The sequence below is a fragment of the Stenotrophomonas sp. SbOxS2 genome (assembly GCF_013416715.1).
GTDB lineage: Bacteria > Pseudomonadota > Gammaproteobacteria > Xanthomonadales > Xanthomonadaceae > Stenotrophomonas > Stenotrophomonas lactitubi.
The window spans coordinates 475,385-491,927 of record NZ_JAAVXD010000007.1 but is presented as its reverse complement, the minus strand read 5'-3'; the positions used below and the strand labels follow the sequence as shown (position 1 = coordinate 491,927).

At 64.7% G+C, this 16,543-nt stretch carries 16 protein-coding genes; 9 read left to right on the top strand and 7 right to left on the bottom strand.

The genetic code is table 11. The annotated features are described in order from the left end of the window. The first annotated feature begins 1 nt into the window (after position 1). The gene (locus tag HFK18_RS16895) at positions 2–2,653 is read left to right on the top strand and encodes an excinuclease ABC subunit UvrA (protein ID WP_180167122.1); all 2,652 of its coding nucleotides are present in this window, start codon (positions 2–4) and stop codon (positions 2,651–2,653) included. A gap of 75 nt (positions 2,654–2,728) precedes the next feature. On the opposite strand, the gene HFK18_RS16890 is transcribed toward HFK18_RS16895, so the two are convergent. From HFK18_RS16890 to HFK18_RS16880, 3 genes are all read right to left on the bottom strand, one after another. Then, on the bottom strand, positions 2,729–3,577 hold the full coding sequence (locus HFK18_RS16890; RefSeq protein ID WP_257216282.1) for an alpha/beta hydrolase: 849 nt from the start codon (positions 3,575–3,577) through the stop codon (positions 2,729–2,731). A 94-nt stretch (positions 3,578–3,671) separates the two neighbouring features. Beyond that, positions 3,672–4,454, bottom strand: coding sequence for an SDR family oxidoreductase (locus HFK18_RS16885; RefSeq protein WP_180167121.1), 783 nt, complete (start codon positions 4,452–4,454; stop codon positions 3,672–3,674). Beyond that, positions 4,451–4,780, bottom strand: a complete 330-nt coding sequence (locus HFK18_RS16880; protein ID WP_180167120.1) for a nuclear transport factor 2 family protein — start codon at positions 4,778–4,780, stop codon at positions 4,451–4,453. Before HFK18_RS16880 ends, HFK18_RS16885 begins: the two co-directional genes overlap by 4 nt. Positions 4,781–4,880: 100 nt before the next feature. Between HFK18_RS16880 and HFK18_RS16875 the strand changes: the two genes are divergently transcribed. The 4 genes from HFK18_RS16875 to HFK18_RS16860 all read left to right on the top strand — a co-directional run bounded on the left by HFK18_RS16875 (position 4,881) and on the right by HFK18_RS16860 (position 8,899). Beyond that, on the top strand, positions 4,881–5,816 hold the full coding sequence (locus HFK18_RS16875) for a LysR family transcriptional regulator (RefSeq protein ID WP_180167119.1): 936 nt from the start codon (positions 4,881–4,883) through the stop codon (positions 5,814–5,816). A gap of 90 nt (positions 5,817–5,906) precedes the next feature. Beyond that, positions 5,907–7,418, top strand: a complete 1,512-nt coding sequence (locus HFK18_RS16870) for a serine hydrolase domain-containing protein (protein ID WP_257216281.1) — start codon at positions 5,907–5,909, stop codon at positions 7,416–7,418. A 191-nt stretch (positions 7,419–7,609) separates the two neighbouring features. Further along, positions 7,610–8,425 (top strand): AraC family transcriptional regulator, encoded by an 816-nt coding sequence (locus HFK18_RS16865; RefSeq protein ID WP_180167118.1) that lies wholly within the window; start codon positions 7,610–7,612, stop codon positions 8,423–8,425. Between the two features lie 87 nt (positions 8,426–8,512). After that, a complete protein-coding gene (locus HFK18_RS16860) occupies positions 8,513–8,899 on the top strand; it encodes a cupin domain-containing protein (protein WP_180167117.1) in 387 nt (128 codons plus the stop codon). Positions 8,900–8,912: 13 nt separating this feature from the next. Here the strand turns inward: HFK18_RS16860 and HFK18_RS16855 are convergent, their stop codons facing one another. The 3 genes from HFK18_RS16855 to HFK18_RS16845 all read right to left on the bottom strand — a co-directional run bounded on the left by HFK18_RS16855 (position 8,913) and on the right by HFK18_RS16845 (position 11,885). Beyond that, complete coding sequence (locus HFK18_RS16855; protein ID WP_180167116.1) at positions 8,913–9,947, bottom strand: NADP-dependent oxidoreductase; 1,035 nt, start codon at positions 9,945–9,947, stop codon at positions 8,913–8,915. Further along, a complete protein-coding gene (locus tag HFK18_RS16850; protein WP_180167115.1) occupies positions 9,944–10,726 on the bottom strand; it encodes an SDR family oxidoreductase in 783 nt (260 codons plus the stop codon). The genes HFK18_RS16855 and HFK18_RS16850 overlap by 4 nt, the downstream gene beginning before the upstream one ends. 61 nt (positions 10,727–10,787) lie before the next feature. Beyond that, the gene (locus tag HFK18_RS16845; protein WP_180167114.1) at positions 10,788–11,885 is read right to left on the bottom strand and encodes an alkene reductase; all 1,098 of its coding nucleotides are present in this window, start codon (positions 11,883–11,885) and stop codon (positions 10,788–10,790) included. 134 nt (positions 11,886–12,019) lie between these two features. Between HFK18_RS16845 and HFK18_RS16840 the strand changes: the two genes are divergently transcribed. Next, complete coding sequence (locus HFK18_RS16840) at positions 12,020–12,601, top strand: TetR family transcriptional regulator (RefSeq protein WP_180167113.1); 582 nt, start codon at positions 12,020–12,022, stop codon at positions 12,599–12,601. Between the two features lie 90 nt (positions 12,602–12,691). Here the strand turns inward: HFK18_RS16840 and HFK18_RS16835 are convergent, their stop codons facing one another. Beyond that, complete coding sequence (locus HFK18_RS16835; protein WP_180167112.1) at positions 12,692–13,585, bottom strand: LysR family transcriptional regulator; 894 nt, start codon at positions 13,583–13,585, stop codon at positions 12,692–12,694. A gap of 109 nt (positions 13,586–13,694) precedes the next feature. Here HFK18_RS16835 and HFK18_RS16830 point away from each other — a divergent pair, with 109 nt between their 5' ends. The 3 genes from HFK18_RS16830 (at position 13,695) to HFK18_RS16820 (ending at position 16,443) form a co-directional block, all read left to right on the top strand. Beyond that, positions 13,695–14,753, top strand: a complete 1,059-nt coding sequence (locus HFK18_RS16830; RefSeq protein ID WP_180167111.1) for an alpha/beta hydrolase — start codon at positions 13,695–13,697, stop codon at positions 14,751–14,753. After that, positions 14,750–15,958: an MFS transporter gene (locus tag HFK18_RS16825; protein WP_180167110.1), complete on the top strand. Its 1,209-nt coding sequence runs from the start codon at positions 14,750–14,752 to the stop codon at positions 15,956–15,958. The genes HFK18_RS16830 and HFK18_RS16825 overlap by 4 nt, the downstream gene beginning before the upstream one ends. Positions 15,959–16,095: 137 nt before the next feature. Next, the gene (locus tag HFK18_RS16820; RefSeq protein ID WP_180167109.1) at positions 16,096–16,443 is read left to right on the top strand and encodes a cyclophilin-like fold protein; all 348 of its coding nucleotides are present in this window, start codon (positions 16,096–16,098) and stop codon (positions 16,441–16,443) included. The last annotated feature ends 100 nt before the right edge of the window (positions 16,444–16,543 follow it).

The following is a 16,543-nucleotide window of genomic DNA, read 5'->3' as shown; positions in this document are numbered from 1 at the left end:
GATGTCCAACACCCCCTTTGGCGAATCGTCATGTGCTGCCGCCGCCTGCGGCTGCGTCGAGGTGCGCGGCGCGCGCGAGCACAACCTCAGGAATGTCGATGTCTCCATTCCGCGCAACGCACTGGTGGTGTTCTCTGGAGTATCGGGTTCCGGCAAGTCATCGTTGGCCTTCGGTACCGTCTTCGCCGAGGCGCAGCGGCGCTACTTCGAATCCGTAGCGCCATATGCACGCCGCCTGATCGACCAGGCGGGCGTGCCCGATGTGGATGCCATCGACGGTCTGCCGCCGGCGGTCGCCCTGCAGCAGCAGCGCGGCGCCAGCAATGCACGTTCCTCGGTGGGCAGTGTCACCACGCTGTCCAGCCTGGTGCGCATGATGTACTCGCGTGCAGGCGCATACCCGGCCAACCAGCCCATGCTGTACGCCGAGGACTTCTCACCGAATACGCCACAGGGCGCCTGCAGCACCTGCCACGGCCTTGGGCACGTCTACGAGGTGACCGAAGCGCTGATGGTTCCGGATCCGTCGCTGAGCATCCGCGAACGCGCCATCGCTTCCTGGCCGCCGGCATGGCATGGCCAGAACCTGCGCGACATCCTGGTCACGCTCGGCTACGACATCGACATACCGTGGAAGAAGCTGCCGAAGAAGGACCGGGAGTGGATCCTGTTCACCGAGGAGACGCCGACCGTGCCGGTCTATGCCGGCTTCACGCCCGCCGAAACCCGTGCCGCCCTCAAGCGCAAGCTGGAGCCAAGCTACATGGGCACGTATACCGGCGCCCGCCGCTACGTGCTGCACACGTTTGCCAATACCCAGAGCGCGTTGATGAGGAAGCGGGTCTCCCGCTACATGGAAGGCAAGCTGTGCCCGGCCTGTCACGGAAAGCGCCTGAAGCCGGAGGCACTCTCGGTCACCTTCGCAGGCGTGGACATCGGCGAGTTCATGCGCCTGCCGCTGGATCAACTGGCGGAACTGCTGGAGCCCATCGCGCAGGGCGACTTCAGCGCACACAGCCGGGGTGAACGCACCAGCAGAAGCGCCACCCGCCGCGACCGCATCACGCGGGCAGCGAGCGGTCGTCCTGTCCATGCTTCGGCCCCCGACGTACGGCTGACCTCTGCCCTGTCGGAGGAGAAACGTCTGGCTGCACAGCGGCTTGCAGGCGGTGTCATGGCGCGTGTACACCAGCTGCGAGGCCTGGGCTTGGGGTACCTCTCGCTGGATCGCGCCACGCCAACGCTATCGGCTGGCGAACTACAGCGTCTGCGGCTGGCCACCCAGCTCAGCTCCTTGCTGTTTGGTGTGTTGTACGTGCTCGACGAGCCATCGGCTGGCCTGCATCCCGCCGACAGTCAGGCGCTGTACGACGCGCTGGACCGGCTGCGTGACGGCGGGAACTCGGTCTTCGTTGTCGAACATGATCTGGAGCTGATGCGCCGCGCCCAATGGCTGGTGGATGTGGGCCCTGAGGCGGGCGAGCATGGAGGGCGCGTGCTCTACAGCGGCGAGCCGGATGGTCTGCGGCACGTACAGGATTCACGCACGGCCCTGTATCTGTTCGACCAGGTGCCTGCACCTGCCAGCCGGCAACGCAGCGCTGGGGGTTGGCTGGAACTGAAGGGCATCCACCGCCACAACCTGCAGGGTGTGGATGCGCAGCTGCCGCTGGGGCTGCTGACCGCAGTGACCGGCATTTCGGGCTCCGGCAAGTCCAGCCTGATGGCGCAGGCACTGCCTGAGCTGATGCTGCTGCACCTGGGGCATGAGCCCGCAGACGATGGAGCGGAGGGCACGCCCACGGAAGGGCCGACCGTGATCGAAACCACGCGAGGCCAGTTGGCAGGTGATGTAGACGCCATCCAGCGGGTAGTGCAGGTGGACCAGAAGCCGATCGGCCGCACGCCACGCTCCAATCTGGCCACCTATACCGGGCTGTTCGACCACGTGCGCAAGCTGTTCGCGGCGACGCCCGCCGCGCGCCGCCGTCGTTTCGATGCGGGCCGCTTTTCCTTCAACGTGGCCAAGGGCAGATGCGAGACCTGCGAGGGCGAAGGGTTCGTCAGCGTCGAACTGCTGTTCATGCCCAGCGTCTATGCGCCTTGCCCCACCTGCCACGGCGCCCGCTACAACGAGGCCACGTTGAAGGTGCTGTGGAACGGCCGGAACATCGCCGAGGTCCTGCAGATGACGGTTGAGCAGGCGCATGCGTTCTTCATCGAGGAGGATGCCATTGCCCGTCCGCTGCAGTTGCTGCAGGACATCGGCCTGAGGTACCTGCGACTGGGCCAGCCGGCCACGGAACTGTCAGGCGGTGAAGCACAACGTATCAAGCTGGCCACCGAGCTGCAGCGCAGCCAGCGTGGGCGCACGCTTTACGTGCTGGACGAGCCCACCACCGGCCTGCATGCGTCGGACGTGGACAGGCTGCTGGTCCAGCTGCAGCGGCTGGTGGAGGCCGGAAATACGGTGGTGATGATCGAGCACGACATGCGTGCCGTCGCGCAGGCGGACTGGGTGATCGACCTCGGGCCGGGCGCCGGCGCTGCGGGTGGCACCATTGTGGCGAAGGGAACGCCGCAACAGGTGGCCCGCGCCAAAGGCAGCAGGACGGCGCCGTTCCTTGCGCGGGAGCTGGGGCAGGGCGGCTGATCGAGGGGCGGACGCATTGGACGAAGACGCCGGGCGCGACCGAGGAGTCGGCGCCCGATGTCCTGCTGCCGGAGCCTACTTTGTCGAGCTGATCGCTTCCTTGGCCGCTTGGTCGATCGTGTGGGCGACCACCTTGGGCTGCGTCATGAAGACCGCATGGCTTGCCGAAACCCTGGTGATGCGGGCGTTGATGCGCTCGGCCATGTGGATGAGCATCGCCTGGTCGAATGCCTGGTCTTCGGTGGCAATGACGGCCCAGCTGGGTTTCGTCCGCCAGGCGGCCTGTGTCAGCTTCGTGGCGAACGCCGACATGTTGATGGGCACCTGCGAGTCGCGCAGGAATGCGGCGTCAGCGTCCGTGGTGTCGTGTGCGAAGCCGGCCTTGAACGCGGTCTGGCTGATGAATCCGAAGCCGTCGCTCCCGGTTTCAATGACGAACCTGGGGGTGGGGGCGAACCCTTCGTACTGCTGTGCGGTGGTCTCACCTGCATCCGGTGCCAGCGCGGATACATAGACCAGGCCTGCCACCTTGCCGTGCACGCCGGCTTCGGTGATCACGGTACCGCCCCAGGAATGGCCGACCAGGATAGTGGGACCATCCTGTCGGTCGAGCACGCGCTGGGTGGCCTTCACGTCATCGGCAAGCGAGGTCAGCGGGTTCTGCACGATCGATACACGGTAGCCGAGCGCGGTCAGCTCGTTGTAGACCGGACGCCAGCCCGCGCCATCGGCAAAAGCGCCATGGACCAGGACGACGTTCTTCACCCGGCCGGCATCGCCAGCGGCGGCATCGGCGGCCTGTGTGGACGGGCTGAAGCCGGCCGCCAGGGCGGCGGCGAGCACGGCGGAAATGAGCGTGGACATGTGTGTTATCCCAGGTGGTGATGGTCGGCAGGGCAACTTTGCGCTGAGCGGCAGGATCATGGGTTGCATGGAATCCTGATAACTTGATCCAGCGTACTGATTGGCGTGGGGGCAAGGCCGGACGTGATCAGCGCTCGGCCAAGCGGAAGCCTGCCTACACCGTCGGCACCGTTCCGCCGTCGATGATGTGCTCCGATCCCGAAATGGAGGCCCCACGGGGCGAGACCAGGAACGCGATGAGATCGGCCACTTCGCTCGGTTTGGCCGGGCGCCCCAACGGAATCCCGCCCAGCGCATCCATGACCATCTGCCTGGCACCTTCGTAGTCGGTGCCGGCATTGGCGGCGATGCCGCCGAGGAAATCGACCGCAGCTTCCGTCTCGATCCAACCCGGCGAGACACGGATCACGCGCACGCCCTTGGGGGTCACTTCCTTGGACAGGGCCTTGCTGTAGGTGGACAACGCCGCCTTCGCGGCGGCGTAGGCGATCGTGGCGTCATGCAGCGGCAACATGCGCTGGATCGACGACACATGCAGGATCACACCGTCCCCCTGCGCGATCATCGCGGGGAGCAATGCACGATCCATCCGCACGGCCGACACCAGGTTCAGATCGAGCGCCGTGACCCATTCGGCATCGTCCAGCCTGGCAAAGCCACCAGCGGGCGCCGAAGAGCCACCGACCACGTTGATGAGGATGTCGATTCCATGGAGCTTTTCCTGCGCCGCCTCGACCGCTTCGCGTACCCCGTGCGCCGTCGCGAGATCGGCCGCCACGTAGTGGACGCCCTCGACAGGCTGCTTCGGAATCGAGCGTGCCGTCGCGACGACCCGGGCATCAAGCTGGGACAGCAGTTCGACGACAGCCGCGCCGACGCCGCGCGTGCCGCCCGTTACCAGGATGCGCTTTCCCGCCAGTTGGAGATCGAAATTCATGGCGCGACCTCCAGTGAGGCGATCTTGCCGCGCTCCAGCACGAAGACGTAACGCAGGTCCAGCGGGCTGCCGGGAAAGTTGCCCGACACCCGGCAGATAACGACGTGGGAGCGCCCCTGGGTTTCCAGAGTGTGAGGTTGGGTCGTATAGGTGTACCTGGCAGATGCCTCGTTCTTCCAGGCTTCGATCGCGGCCGCGCCGGAATGGGTGTTGCCCTCATCAAGGACTACACCCTCCCTGGTGAAGCAGGAGGCTACCGCTTGACCGCTCTGGTGGTCGGCGGCGAAGTAGGCTGCGATCGGCGCGGGCAGGTCCAGATCTTTCATTGCAATGCTCCGTTTGGGGTGTGCGGAGCTAGATTGATTGGTTTCCTGCGGTTAGAGAATCACCTATTATCCGATCAGGCCATGTAGGAATAAGTGCACAATGCGCGGCTCCGAATTTGCGGAACTCAAGGCCTTTGTGGCCGTGGTCGAGCGCGGCAGCTTCGCGCGGGCTGCCGATCATCTGGGCCTGTCACGGTCGGCCCTCAGTCAGATCATCCGCCAGTTGGAAGCCCGGCTGCGCGTGCGCCTGTTGAACCGCACCACACGCAGCGTCTCGCCGACCGAGCCCGGTCGGCGGCTGCATGAGCGCATGGCCCCCATGCTTCGCGAGATGGACGAAGCCGTGGCGCAGGCAATGGGCGCGAGTGCGCGTGCGGCGGGAACCCTGCGTATCAACACCCTGAGCATGGGCGCCAAGCGCGTGCTCGCGCCACGGTTGGGACGTTTCGCGCAGGCCAACCCCGATGTCGTTCTCGATATCGTGATAGATGATGGCCTCAGCGACATCGCGGGAGAGGGATTCGATGCCGGCATACGGGTAGGTGGGCGGCTGCAGAATGACATGGTGGCGGTCCGGCTGACTCCAGATTTCGAGCTGCTTGCCGTAGCTTCGCCCGAATATCTTGCCCGGCATGGCACACCCAGGACGCCGGCGGATCTGAGCCGCCACGCCTGTATCAACTGGCGCTTTCCGGGCAGCGGCAAGGTCGCGGGCTGGCCGTTCAAGAAGAAGGACAAGGCGATCGAGTTCTTCGGTGATGGAAAGGTGATCTCGAACCATCAGGACATCATCGTGCCCGCCGCGCTGCAGGGACTTGGAATCCTGTACGCCTACAACGACAGTGACATAGCGGACGCCCTGCGCGATGGACGGCTCAAACGCGTACTTGCCGATTGGTCGCCGACGGTGCCCGGCCTCTTCCTCTACTATTCCAGCCGGCGTCACATGCTGCCGGCACTGCGTGCTTTCATTGATTGCCTGCTTGATCAGGACGTTGGCAGCAACGCGCCCACCCAGCCAGGCCTTTCCGGCTGATCGTCCCGCTGGAGGTCCAGATCCTCGATGCCTGCTTTCGACCCAAAGCGATCTCCCTTGGCGGGGGCACGCTTCACCTTGGAGACCACGATGCCTGATGTCGTCGCGCCTGCAGAGATCGGACAGCGCCTGTTGCTCCGTACCAGTCTCAGCGTTGCATCGATCGTGCTGATGTTCGTGGTTCCATCGGCCCCTGCGCAGGAGGTTTCACCTGCAATCCAGTCCCGGATTGCCCGGGTGGAGCAGGGTCTTTCCAGTCGCGTAATCGTCAAGGGCGCCACCGGCCAAAAGGCGTCGATTGCCACACGCATGGCCTTCCACGCTGTTCCAGCGGTCAGCATTGCGCTCATCAACGATGGGCATGTCGAATGGACGCGGAGCTACGGCGTGCTCGATACGACCGGTCAACGCGCGGCCACACCTGCAAGCCTGTTTCAGGCTGGCTCAATCAGCAAGCCTGTCAGTGCACTGGGCGCGCTGCGCCTGGTTGAGCAGGGCAAGCTGTCGCTGGACGCTCCTGCGAACGGTCAGCTCAGCAGCTGGAAGATTCCGGAGAACGCGTTCACCCGGCAAAGCCCCGTCACGCTACGCGGTCTGCTCAACCACAGTGCCGGCATCAACGTCCATGGCTTTTACGGCTACGCAAAGGGCCAACGGGTACCGTCGCTGCTGCAGGTGCTGGATGGTGTGGCGCCAGCGAACTCCGAGGCGGTTCGTGTGGAGGCCACGCCCGGCACCGGTTGGAAGTACTCCGGGGGTGGCTACAGCGTTGTCCAGCTGATGATGACCGAATCCGGGGGGAAGCCATTCCCCGAGTTGATGCAGGCGTTGGTCCTCGGACCGCTGGACATGGACGACAGTACGTTCGCCATGACACTGCCGCCAGCATGGCAGGCGCGTGCCGCAACGGGCCATGACAGCAACGGAACGCCCCTCACCGGCGGTTGGCACGTCTATCCGCAGTCGGCAGCAGCCGCGCTCTGGGGCACTCCAGCGGATCTGGCCAAGGTGGTCGTCGACATCCAGCAGGCGCAGTCCGGAAAGCCCGGAAAGGTGCTGTCCAGTGCGATGACCTCCACAATGCTGAGCCGGGGTCTGGGTGAGTACGGCCTCGGGCTGTACGTTGAAAAGCTTGGCGCGGGCAGCAGCTTTTCCCACTCGGGAGGTACGGATGGGTTCCGCTCGCAGCTGTATGGCTACACCCACACCGGGCAGGGCGTGGTGGTCATGACCAATAGCGATAACGGCGCTGCTCTGATCGATGAGATTCTTGTCAGCGTGGCGGCAGAGTATGGCTGGCCGGAGTTCCAGATCATCGAGAAAGCAGCGTTGGCAGCCGACCCAGCGGCCAACGCGACGTATGCGGGCGACTACACTCTGGTGGGCAAGCCTGCGCAGATCATTGCCGAAGGAGACCGCCTGTATCTCCAGAGCGAACTGTTCAGCAAGCGGCCGATGCAGCTGTTTGCGGAGTCAAAGACCCGGTTCTTCATGACCGCACAGGACATGACGGTCGAATTCCAGCAGGCGGGCAGCAAGAGGCCAGGCAGCTTTTCGCTGAAGCGCGGGAACAGCACCTACGTCGCCATGCGGGCGCATTAGTTGCCAAGCCAGCCAGTTCCGGCCCTGCTCGGTGGCAGCCTCAACGATGGTTGAGGCATTGTCTTGAGCGGGTCCATGCTGCCCGTTGCGCCGCTGGTCGACTACAGTAGGCGCGGCTGTACGTCGTCAGGTCGAGACGGGGGCGGGCGCTGCCGCGCCGGGGTGATGACGTTTCCACCGGGATGGATGGGATGACCAGAAAGACAGCGTCTTCCGACTGGGTGCAGCACGCTGCGCAACCGGGAAGAATTGAGCGCATCGAGGCCTATTTTGGCGGGCATGGCTACAGTCCGCATCGACACGACACCTATGCCATTGGTCTTACTCTGGCAGGCGTGCAGAGTTTCCAGTATCGCCGCGCCCAACGGCATAGCCTGCCGGGCACAGTGATGGTGCTGCATCCCGATGAGCTCCATGACGGGGAGGCAGGCACGGCGGCTGGGTTCCATTACCGGATGGCATACATCGAACCCTCGTTGATCCAGCAGATTCTTGGGGGCAGGCCGCTGCCATTCATCGAAGGCGGGCTGTCGGTCGACTCCCGCATCCAGGCAGCATTGACCCCTCTGCTTCAAGGCGTTGCTACCCGGATCGACCTGATGGAAGAAGACGATGCACTGCATGACCTTGCGCATGCCCTGCTTGGTGCCGCTGGTGAACGGCCTATCCGTCGCCGCCCCGATTTCGTCGCACTGGAACGTGCCCGGGCCCATATCCATGATTCGCTGGACTCTGCCATCACGATTGACGCGTTGGCTGAGTCCAGTGGTCTGGACCGCTGGCAACTCAGTCGGGATTTTCGCGCGCTCTATGGCACCAGCCCCTATCGCTACCTCACCATGCGCCGTCTGGACGTGGTGCGCCGGTTGATGTTGGCTGGACAGAGCATCAACCAGTCAGCACTGATGGCCGGCTTCTTTGATCAGAGCCACATGGCGCGCCACTTCATCTCTACGTATGGCGCACCTCCGGCGCAGTGGCTGAAGCGGATGCGGATCTCACCGTAGGCATGCAGCTGGGTGTTGCACGATCGTGCAAGACGGTGAGGCAAGGGCGCTTCAACATGCGGATTCCCATCACGACACGGTCCCAACATGCTGCAGCTCTCTCCCTCCAATCCCCGCAACGCCATCAATATTGAAGAGAAGTTCAGCCTCCTCAGCGAACAGTGGGCGCCCAGAGTTGTTGCCGAGATGAACGACTACCAGTTCAAGATCGTTCGCTTGCAGGGAGACTTCATCTGGCACACCCATGCAGATTCGGACGAGGCGTTCTTCGTTGTTGAGGGCGAGCTGCGAATCGACTTTCGCGAGGGCAGCGTCCGACTGCGGCAAGGTGAGCTGTACGTCGTGGCCAAAGGCGTAGAGCACAAACCTTACGCCGAGCATGAGGTGAGGTTGATGCTCATCGAGCCGCGAGGTGTTCTCAATACGGGTGAAGCGCTTGGGGAAAGAACCGCCAGGAATGATGTGTGGATCTAGAAGTACGTCGCCATCAGCTACGGGATTCGCCTGCCTTGGTCAAAGCCTGCGGCAACTCGACAACAACCTTGCCCTTCGCCCGCCCGCTCTCCACATAAGCCAACGCGCCTTGGGTGTCTTGGAACGGAAACACCCGGTCGATGACCGGGCGGATCACACCGGACTCGACCAGCGGGGTGATCCCGCGCAACTGCTGCCCGTCGGCGCGCATGAAGACAAAGGTGTAGGTCACGCCTTTCTGCCTGGCCTTGCTGCGGATGCCACGGCTGAGCAGGCGCAGGACCTGCTTGAGCGGCCAGCCGAGCCCGCGCGCGGCGGCAAAGGCCGGCGTCGGTGGCCCGGAGATGGAGATGAGATGTCCGCCCGGCTTGAGGATCTGCAGCGAGCGCTCCAGCTCCTCTTTACCCAGGCTGTTGAGCACCACATCGTAGTCGCGGAGTTCGGAGGCGACGTCCTGCTGCCTGTAATCGATGACGACATCCGCGCCCAGCGCCTTCACCCACGCGACGTTGGCCGTGCTGGTCGTGGTCGCCACGAAGGCTCCCAGATGCTTGGCCAGTTGGATGGCCACGGTGCCGACGCCGCCGGAGCCGGCCTGGATGAAGACCTTCTGTCCTGGCTTCAGCTGTGCGGTTTCCACAAGCGTCTGCCACGCGGTCAGTGCGACCAGCGGCAGCGAGGCGGCCTCCACCATGCTGAGGTTGCCGGGCTTTGGCGCCACAGAGCCCGCGTTGACCGCGATGAACCCGGCGAACGTGCCGATGCGATCATCGTCGGGACGTGCATATACCTCATCGCCCGGTTTGAACTGGGAAACGCCCGCGCCCACGCGCTCCACCGTACCGGCCAGGTCGTTGCCCAGGATCAGCGGCAGGTGATACGGCAGGACCGCCTTGAACTCGCCACGCCGGATCTTCGTGTCCAGCGCGTTGACGCTGGCCGCGTGCACGCGGATGAGTACATCGCCGTCGCGCAGCGGTGGCGTTGGTACCTCACCGATGCGCCCCGTTTCCTTCTTGCCATACCGGTCGATGAGGAAGGCTTTCATGCGCGGTAGCGCTCCGCTGCCTGCGCCTGGCGGAGATCCGAGAGCAGGCCCTGGCGCGATGCCTCCAGCGTGTCCCAGCGTTCGGCCACATGCAGCGGCGGAATGGTCACCGGTTCGCGGCGATCAAAGCCGACCAGGGCGGCATCGACCAGTTCGCCAACGTCCATCACTTCGGGCAGCGTGTTGATGTCGATGCCGGCACGCTCCCAGATCTCGGTGCGGGTGGCCGCCGGCAGGACGGCCTGCACGTAGACGCCCTTGGGCGACAGTTCCAGGCTGAGGCCCTGCGACAGGAACAGCACGAAGGCTTTGGTCGCGCCGTAGACGGTCATGCCAAGCTCCGGTGCCAGGCCGACTACCGAGCCGATGTTGACGATCGCGCCTTCGCCGGCGGTGGCCAATCGCGGTGCAATGGCAGCGGCCAGGCGCGTCAGGGCGAGGGTGTTCAGTGTTACCAGTTGGTCGATGCTGTCGGCCGATTGCGCGGTGAAGCCACCGGACTGGGCGATGCCTGCGTTGTTGATCAGGATGCCGATACGGGCATCGTCACGCAGGCGGGCTTCCACGGCGGCCAGATCGCTGCGCTGGGTGAGGTCGGCCGGCAGGACGTCTACGGTGACCCCGGTGTCCTGGCGCAGGCGCGCGGCCAGTGTTTCCAGGCGTGTCCTGTCGCGCGCAACCAGCACCAGGTCGTGGCCGCGGCGTGCGAAGCGTTCGGCGTAAACGGTGCCGATGCCGCTGGAGGCGCCGGTGATGAGGACGGTGGGAAGCTGGCTCATGGTGTGTCTCTTGGAATTGGAAGGGGCGAACGGGGTGTGCAGCGTGGCGCTGTCGAACGGGTTACTGCGGCGCCGTATCGGTCAATGCGGGGTAGTCGGTGTAACCCTCCGCACCGCCGCCGTACAACGTCGCTGGATTCAACGCGTTCAACGGTGCGCCGGTTTTCAGGCGTTCGACCAGATCGGGATTGCTGATGAAGGCACGGCCAAACGCGACCAGGTCTGCCTTGCCAGCGGCAAGCCGTGCGTTGGCCAGTTCGAGGTCGTAGCCATTGTTGGCCAGGTAGGTGCCGGTGAAACGTCGGCGCAGGCTGTCAAAGTCGAACGGCGCTACGTCGCGCGGGCCACCGGTAGCACCTTCCACCACGTGCAGGTACACGATGCCCAGAGCGCTGAGCTGATCAACGATGTAGTCGTACTGCGGCTGCGGGTCGCTGACGGTGGAAATCGCGTTGGCCGGAGAAACCGGCGAGATGCGCACACCGGTACGATCGGCACCGATCTCCTGCGCCACGGCGGCGGTGACGTCCAGCAGCAGGCGCGCGCGGTTCTCGATCGAACCGCCGTACGCATCGGTGCGCTGGTTGGCGCCGTCCTTGATGAACTGTTCCAGCAGGTAGCCGTTCGCACCGTGGATTTCGACCCCATCGAAGCCGGCGGCGATGGCATTGGCGGCGGCCTGGCGGAAGTCGTTGACGATGCCGGGCAGCTCGTCGATCTCCAATGCGCGCGGTTCGGACACATCAACAAAGCCGTTGTGCACGAACGTTTTGGTCTGCGCACGGATGGCCGAAGCGGAGACGGGTGCGGCGTGGCCGGGCTGCAGATCCACGTGCGAGATGCGGCCCACGTGCCAGAGCTGCACGTAGATGTGCCCGCCACGTGCGTGCACGGCGTCGGTGACCTGGCGCCATCCGTCGATCTGATCCTGCGTGTAGAGCCCGGGCGTGTCCTGGTAGCCCTGGGCCTGGGCCGAGATCTGGGTAGCCTCGGTGATGATCAGGCCCGCCGAGGCCCGCTGGGCGTAGTAGGTGGCCGCCAGCCGGTTGGGCACCAGGCCGGCATCGGCGCGGTTGCGCGTCAGCGGTGCCATCACGATACGGTTGGCCAGCGTCAGCGGGCCAAGGGGGTAGGGCTGGAAGAGTGTCGTGGTCGTCATCTGATGTTGGGCTGGTGGTCGTTGCCGCAATGATGATGACCGTAATCCTCGATGTCAACGGTTTGATGATGAACGTAATCCATATGTGCTAGACTGGCGTCCTTCCGCAGCACAGCCCCCTGGGGCATCGGGTCATGAAGGTCACCAAGGCACAAGCGCAGGCCAACCGGGCGCACATCGTCGAAACCGCATCCATGCTCTTCAGGGAGCGCGGCTACGACGGCGTGGGCGTGGCGGACCTGATGGCCGCCGCAGGGTTTACCCATGGCGGTTTCTACAAGCATTTCGCCTCCAAGACCGACCTCATGGCCGAAGCCTCCGCCTGCGGCCTGGCGCAGTCTGCCGACGCCGCGGCGGGCATGGATCTGGCGGGGTTTCTTGGCTACTACCTTTCCCGGGAGCATCGGGATGACCCCGGCCACGGCTGCACGATGGCCGCGTTGAGTGCAGACGCCGCGCGCCAGCCGGCAACGGTCAAGGCAGCCTTTGCGGCTGGCATTGAAGCCCGGGTGGGGCGCCCTGCCGATGAGGATGATCGGTCGGGCGAGCACGCCAGCCCGGAGGCGCGTGCGCGCCGGATAGCCCTGATGGCCATGGCCGTGGGTGCGGTGGTGCTGTCCAGGTCCTGTCCGGATGATTCGCCGCTGGCGGACGAAATCCTGGATGCGTGCCGGGCGGCTGTCATGGCGCGCCTGTCGGATGCGCCCGATCGCTGAGTCGCGCCTGCGCGCGTGCGTCTGGGCCTTCAGCCGGCGCGCGCGATGCAGGCCGCCGTGCTTCAGTCCGACCTGGCACCATCGCGGACCTTAAGCGTCCCGCTTCAGCCAGCCCACCAGCGCCGAAAATGCCGGCGAGGGCTGCCGGCGGTTCGGGTAGTACAGGTGATAGCCCGGAAAAGGCACGCACCATTTGTCGAGCACGGCAAGCAGCCGGCCCTCGGCAATGTGATCGGCCACCATCGGCTCAGGCACGTACGCCAGGCCCAGGCCGTCCAGGGCGGCATTGATCACGTGGATCATGCTGTTGAACACCAGTGGTCCGTCGCCGCGCACGGTGAACTCCTTGCCCTTCTCCTCGAACTCCCACGCATAGATGGCGCCATTCGGGCGATGCCGGATGTGCACGCAGCGATGTTGGGTGATATCGGCGGGCTTCCTTGGCTTGGCATGCTTCTGGAAGTAGTCGGGCGATCCCACCACCACCAGCCGCCAATCCGGCCCGACCCTGACCGCGATCATGTCCTTGCTGAGCGCCTCGCCCAGCCGGATGCCGGCGTCGAAGCGCTGTTCCACCACGTTGGTGAAGCCGTAATCGACGTAGAACTCCAGTGTGATGTCCGGATACTCGGCGAGGAATCCGGCAAGGCGAGGGCGGATGATGGTCTCCATCGAATCGTCCGTGCAGGAGATCCGCAGGGTTCCGGCCGGGCGATCGCGCAGATCCCCCAATGCCTCCACACTGGCGCCGATAGCCTCGAAGTGCGGTGCGATGGAGCGCATCAGGCGCTCGCCCGCCTCGGTCGGGGAGACGTTGCGCGTGGTCCGGGCCAGCAGCCGGATGCCCAGGCGCTCCTCCAGCAGCCGCATGGAGTGGCTGAGCGCCGAGGGTGTCACCCCCAGGCGAACAGCTGCCTTGGTGAAGCTCTGCTCCTGTGCCACCACCAGGAAGGCCTGCAGGTCGTTGGTCTTCACGCTGCTCATGGGTCAATTGTGAGCTCAACTCAGTAATGCATCAACTTTCAGCCGGCTTATCGCGGTAGCAGGCGCCGCCTATCGTGGCGACCTGAGTTCCCACTGAGGCCGTCCGCACATGAAACCCACCACGCTGCTGCTGGCACTGATTGCCAGCCATTTCGTTCCGCAGTCGGCCGTGGCCGCCGAGGCACCGGTCGCCGCAAGAACCGCCGGCGCCGACAATTTCTACAGAAGCGCCAGCGTAAAAGGCGAGCGCGTCAGCTTCCGCAACCAGTACCAGATGGAGGTGGTCGGAACGCTGTACCGGCCTCAGGGCCAGGTGCGGGGTGCCCGCGCGCCAGCCGTGGTAGTCGGTCATCCGATGGGCGCAGTGAAGGAGCAGAGTTCACAGTTGTACGCGCAGAAGCTGGCTGAGCAGGGCTTCGTTACGCTGGCGATCGACCTGTCCTTCTGGGGTGAAAGCGCCGGTACGCCTCGGCACCTGGTGTCGCCGGAGATCTATTCGGATGACATCAGCGCGGCGGTGGACTTCCTGAGCGCGCAGTCGTTCGTGGACCCGGAACGAATTGGCGGCTTGGGTATCTGCGGCAGTGGCAGTTTCGTGATCAGCGCTGCGAAGATCGATCCACGCATCAAGGCAATCGCGACGGTCAGCATGTATGACATGGGCGCCGCTGTGCGCCAGGGGTTGAACAACACGCAGTCGCTTGAACAGCGCAAAGCGATGATCCAAGCGGCGACGAAGCAGCGCCTGGTTGAGTTCAACGGTGGGCAGGCCGCCTATGTGCCGGGCACCGTGAACACGCTGGACGCCGATACGCCGGACGTGCAGCGTGAGTTCTTCGATTTCTACCGTACGCCGCGCGGTGCCTATGCGGCCGCAGGCGAGCAGCCCGAACGAACCACCCGGCCGCTGTTCAGCAGCCTGGTCAAGTTCGTCAATTTTTATCCTTTCAACGATATCGAGACCATCTCGCCGCGGCCGATGTTGTTCATCTCGGGCGACCACGCACATTCCCGTGAGTTCAGCGAGGATGCGTACCGCAGGGCAGCCCAGCCGAAGGAACTCTACTGGGTGAAAGATGCCGGCCACGTAGACCTGTATGACCGCACCGACCTGATTCCCTTCGCCAGGTTGGCGACGTTCTTCCAGCAAGGCCTGGCTGGGAAATGAGCAGTAACGACGCGACGGCCGAACGGGCCAACTGGGGCGGTGTGCTCGCGATGACACTATGCGTGTTCGCACTGATCGCCTCCGAATTCATGCCGGTCAGCCTGCTCACGCCGTTGGCCGCTGACCTCGGTGTGACCGAAGGGTTGGCGGGGTATGGGATTGCGATCTCCGGTGCCTTCGCGGTGTTGACCAGCCTGTCGATTTCGCGCGTGGCCGGCAGCATCAACCGGAAAACGTTGCTTCTTGTGCTCACCGCAGTGATGGCGGTATCGGGCGTGGTGGTGGCGTTGGCTCCCAACTACCCGGTCTACATGATGGGCCGGGCCCTGATCGGCGTGGTGATCGGTGGGTTCTGGTCGTTGTCTGCGGCCACGGCCATGCGCCTGGTGCCTGCAGCGCAGGTGCCGCGAGCACTGGCGATCTTCAATGGCGGCAACGCGCTGGCGACGGTAGTGGCCGCGCCACTGGGCAGTTACCTTGGCGGCGTGATCGGATGGCGTGGTGCCTTCCTGTGCCTTCTGCCTGTGGCAGCCATCGCGCTGGCATGGCAGTGGCGGTGCCTTCCTTCCATGCCCGCAGAAGGAAGGCCATCCCACGGCGGGGTACTGGCCCTGTTGCGGCGGCGGGTGGTGATGCTGGGCATGGCGGCGTGCGGCGTGTTCTTCATGGGGCAGTTTGCCGTGTTCACCTATGTGCGCCCGTTCCTGGAGAAGGTCACGGGTGCAGGGGAATCCGCGGTTCCGCTGGTGCTGCTGGCCATGGGTGCAAGCGGCTTTGTGGGCACACTCGCGATCGGGGCATTCATCAGGCGCGGCCTCTACCGCACGCTGGTGGCTGTCCCGATCCTGATGGCGGTGATTGCCGTAACGCTGGTGCCGCTGGGTTCGCACCTTTGGCCGACTGCCGCACTGTTTTCGGTATGGGGGCTGCTGGCCACCGCTGCGCCGGTGGGCTGGTGGAGCTGGCTGGCGCGTACGTTCACCCGCAACGCTGAGGCGGGCGGCGGGCTGATGGTAGCGGTGGTGCAGTGCTCGATCGCGTTGGGTTCCACCCTCGGCGGCCTGCTGTTGGACAGCGCTGGTTTCGCCAGTACGTTCCTGGCCGGCGCAGGCCTGCTGTTGCTCGCGGCCTTGCTTGCCCATGTCACGGCCGCCGATGCTGCATCCGCGTCCGGCTCGGCGGTTGCTGCGGAAGCCCGAGGCTGATGGGACGCGCGGCGTGGATCATTGCGCAGCTGCTTTCGCTTTGCCTTGCATTCGCGGCGGTGCCTGCATGTTCTGCCGGGCAGAATCAGCACGCCGTTGCGCTCATGAAAACCGCACCCAACCCGAAGGTCCCTGCAATGAAGATCCGGCTGATCATCAACGACCAGACACTGTCGGCCACGTTGCAGGACAGCGTTCCCGCACGCGACTTCGCCGCCCAGTTGCCGATTACCCTTCAGCTTGAGGACTATGCTGCTACGGAGAAGATCGCGCAGCTGCCGCGTAGCCTCAGCATCACCGGCGAACCGGAAGGGATCACGCCAGTGGCGGGCGATATCGCCTTCTACGCACCGTGGGGAAATCTGGCGATCTTCCACAGACCGTTCGGCTACTCGAAGGGCTTGGTTCGGCTGGGACGTATCAACGGAGGTCTGCAGGCCCTTCGTGCCGAGGGGCCGCTGGTGGTTCGCCTGGAAGTCGAGTAGCGGTCTGGCTGCCGCGCTCACTCCGGACCGTTTCTCTGTTGGCGACAGGGCCTGGCACCCGCCTGTGTGATCGGGATTGCCAAGGCGGCTGGCGGCTTGC

Excerpts from the sequence above, each read along its gene's own strand:
- HFK18_RS16845 (WP_180167114.1), bottom strand. The coding sequence starts at position 11,885 with ATGACGACCACGACACTCTTCCAGCCCTACCCCCTTGGCCCGCTGACG.
- HFK18_RS16880 (WP_180167120.1), bottom strand. The coding sequence starts at position 4,780 with ATGAAAGATCTGGACCTGCCCGCGCCGATCGCAGCCTACTTCGCCGCC.
- HFK18_RS16865 (WP_180167118.1), top strand. The coding sequence starts at position 7,610 with ATGACCAGAAAGACAGCGTCTTCCGACTGGGTGCAGCACGCTGCGCAA.
- HFK18_RS16870 (WP_257216281.1), top strand. The coding sequence starts at position 5,907 with ATGCCTGATGTCGTCGCGCCTGCAGAGATCGGACAGCGCCTGTTGCTC.
- HFK18_RS16890 (WP_257216282.1), bottom strand. The coding sequence starts at position 3,577 with ATGATCCTGCCGCTCAGCGCAAAGTTGCCCTGCCGACCATCACCACCT.
- HFK18_RS16895 (WP_180167122.1), top strand. The coding sequence starts at position 2 with ATGTCCAACACCCCCTTTGGCGAATCGTCATGTGCTGCCGCCGCCTGC.
- HFK18_RS16825 (WP_180167110.1), top strand. The coding sequence starts at position 14,750 with ATGAGCAGTAACGACGCGACGGCCGAACGGGCCAACTGGGGCGGTGTG.
- HFK18_RS16850 (WP_180167115.1), bottom strand. The coding sequence starts at position 10,726 with ATGAGCCAGCTTCCCACCGTCCTCATCACCGGCGCCTCCAGCGGCATC.
- HFK18_RS16840 (WP_180167113.1), top strand. The coding sequence starts at position 12,020 with ATGAAGGTCACCAAGGCACAAGCGCAGGCCAACCGGGCGCACATCGTC.
- HFK18_RS16830 (WP_180167111.1), top strand. The coding sequence starts at position 13,695 with ATGAAACCCACCACGCTGCTGCTGGCACTGATTGCCAGCCATTTCGTT.
- HFK18_RS16820 (WP_180167109.1), top strand. The coding sequence starts at position 16,096 with ATGAAGATCCGGCTGATCATCAACGACCAGACACTGTCGGCCACGTTG.
- HFK18_RS16835 (WP_180167112.1), bottom strand. The coding sequence starts at position 13,585 with ATGAGCAGCGTGAAGACCAACGACCTGCAGGCCTTCCTGGTGGTGGCA.
- HFK18_RS16855 (WP_180167116.1), bottom strand. The coding sequence starts at position 9,947 with ATGAAAGCCTTCCTCATCGACCGGTATGGCAAGAAGGAAACGGGGCGC.
- HFK18_RS16875 (WP_180167119.1), top strand. The coding sequence starts at position 4,881 with ATGCGCGGCTCCGAATTTGCGGAACTCAAGGCCTTTGTGGCCGTGGTC.
- HFK18_RS16885 (WP_180167121.1), bottom strand. The coding sequence starts at position 4,454 with ATGAATTTCGATCTCCAACTGGCGGGAAAGCGCATCCTGGTAACGGGC.
- HFK18_RS16860 (WP_180167117.1), top strand. The coding sequence starts at position 8,513 with ATGCTGCAGCTCTCTCCCTCCAATCCCCGCAACGCCATCAATATTGAA.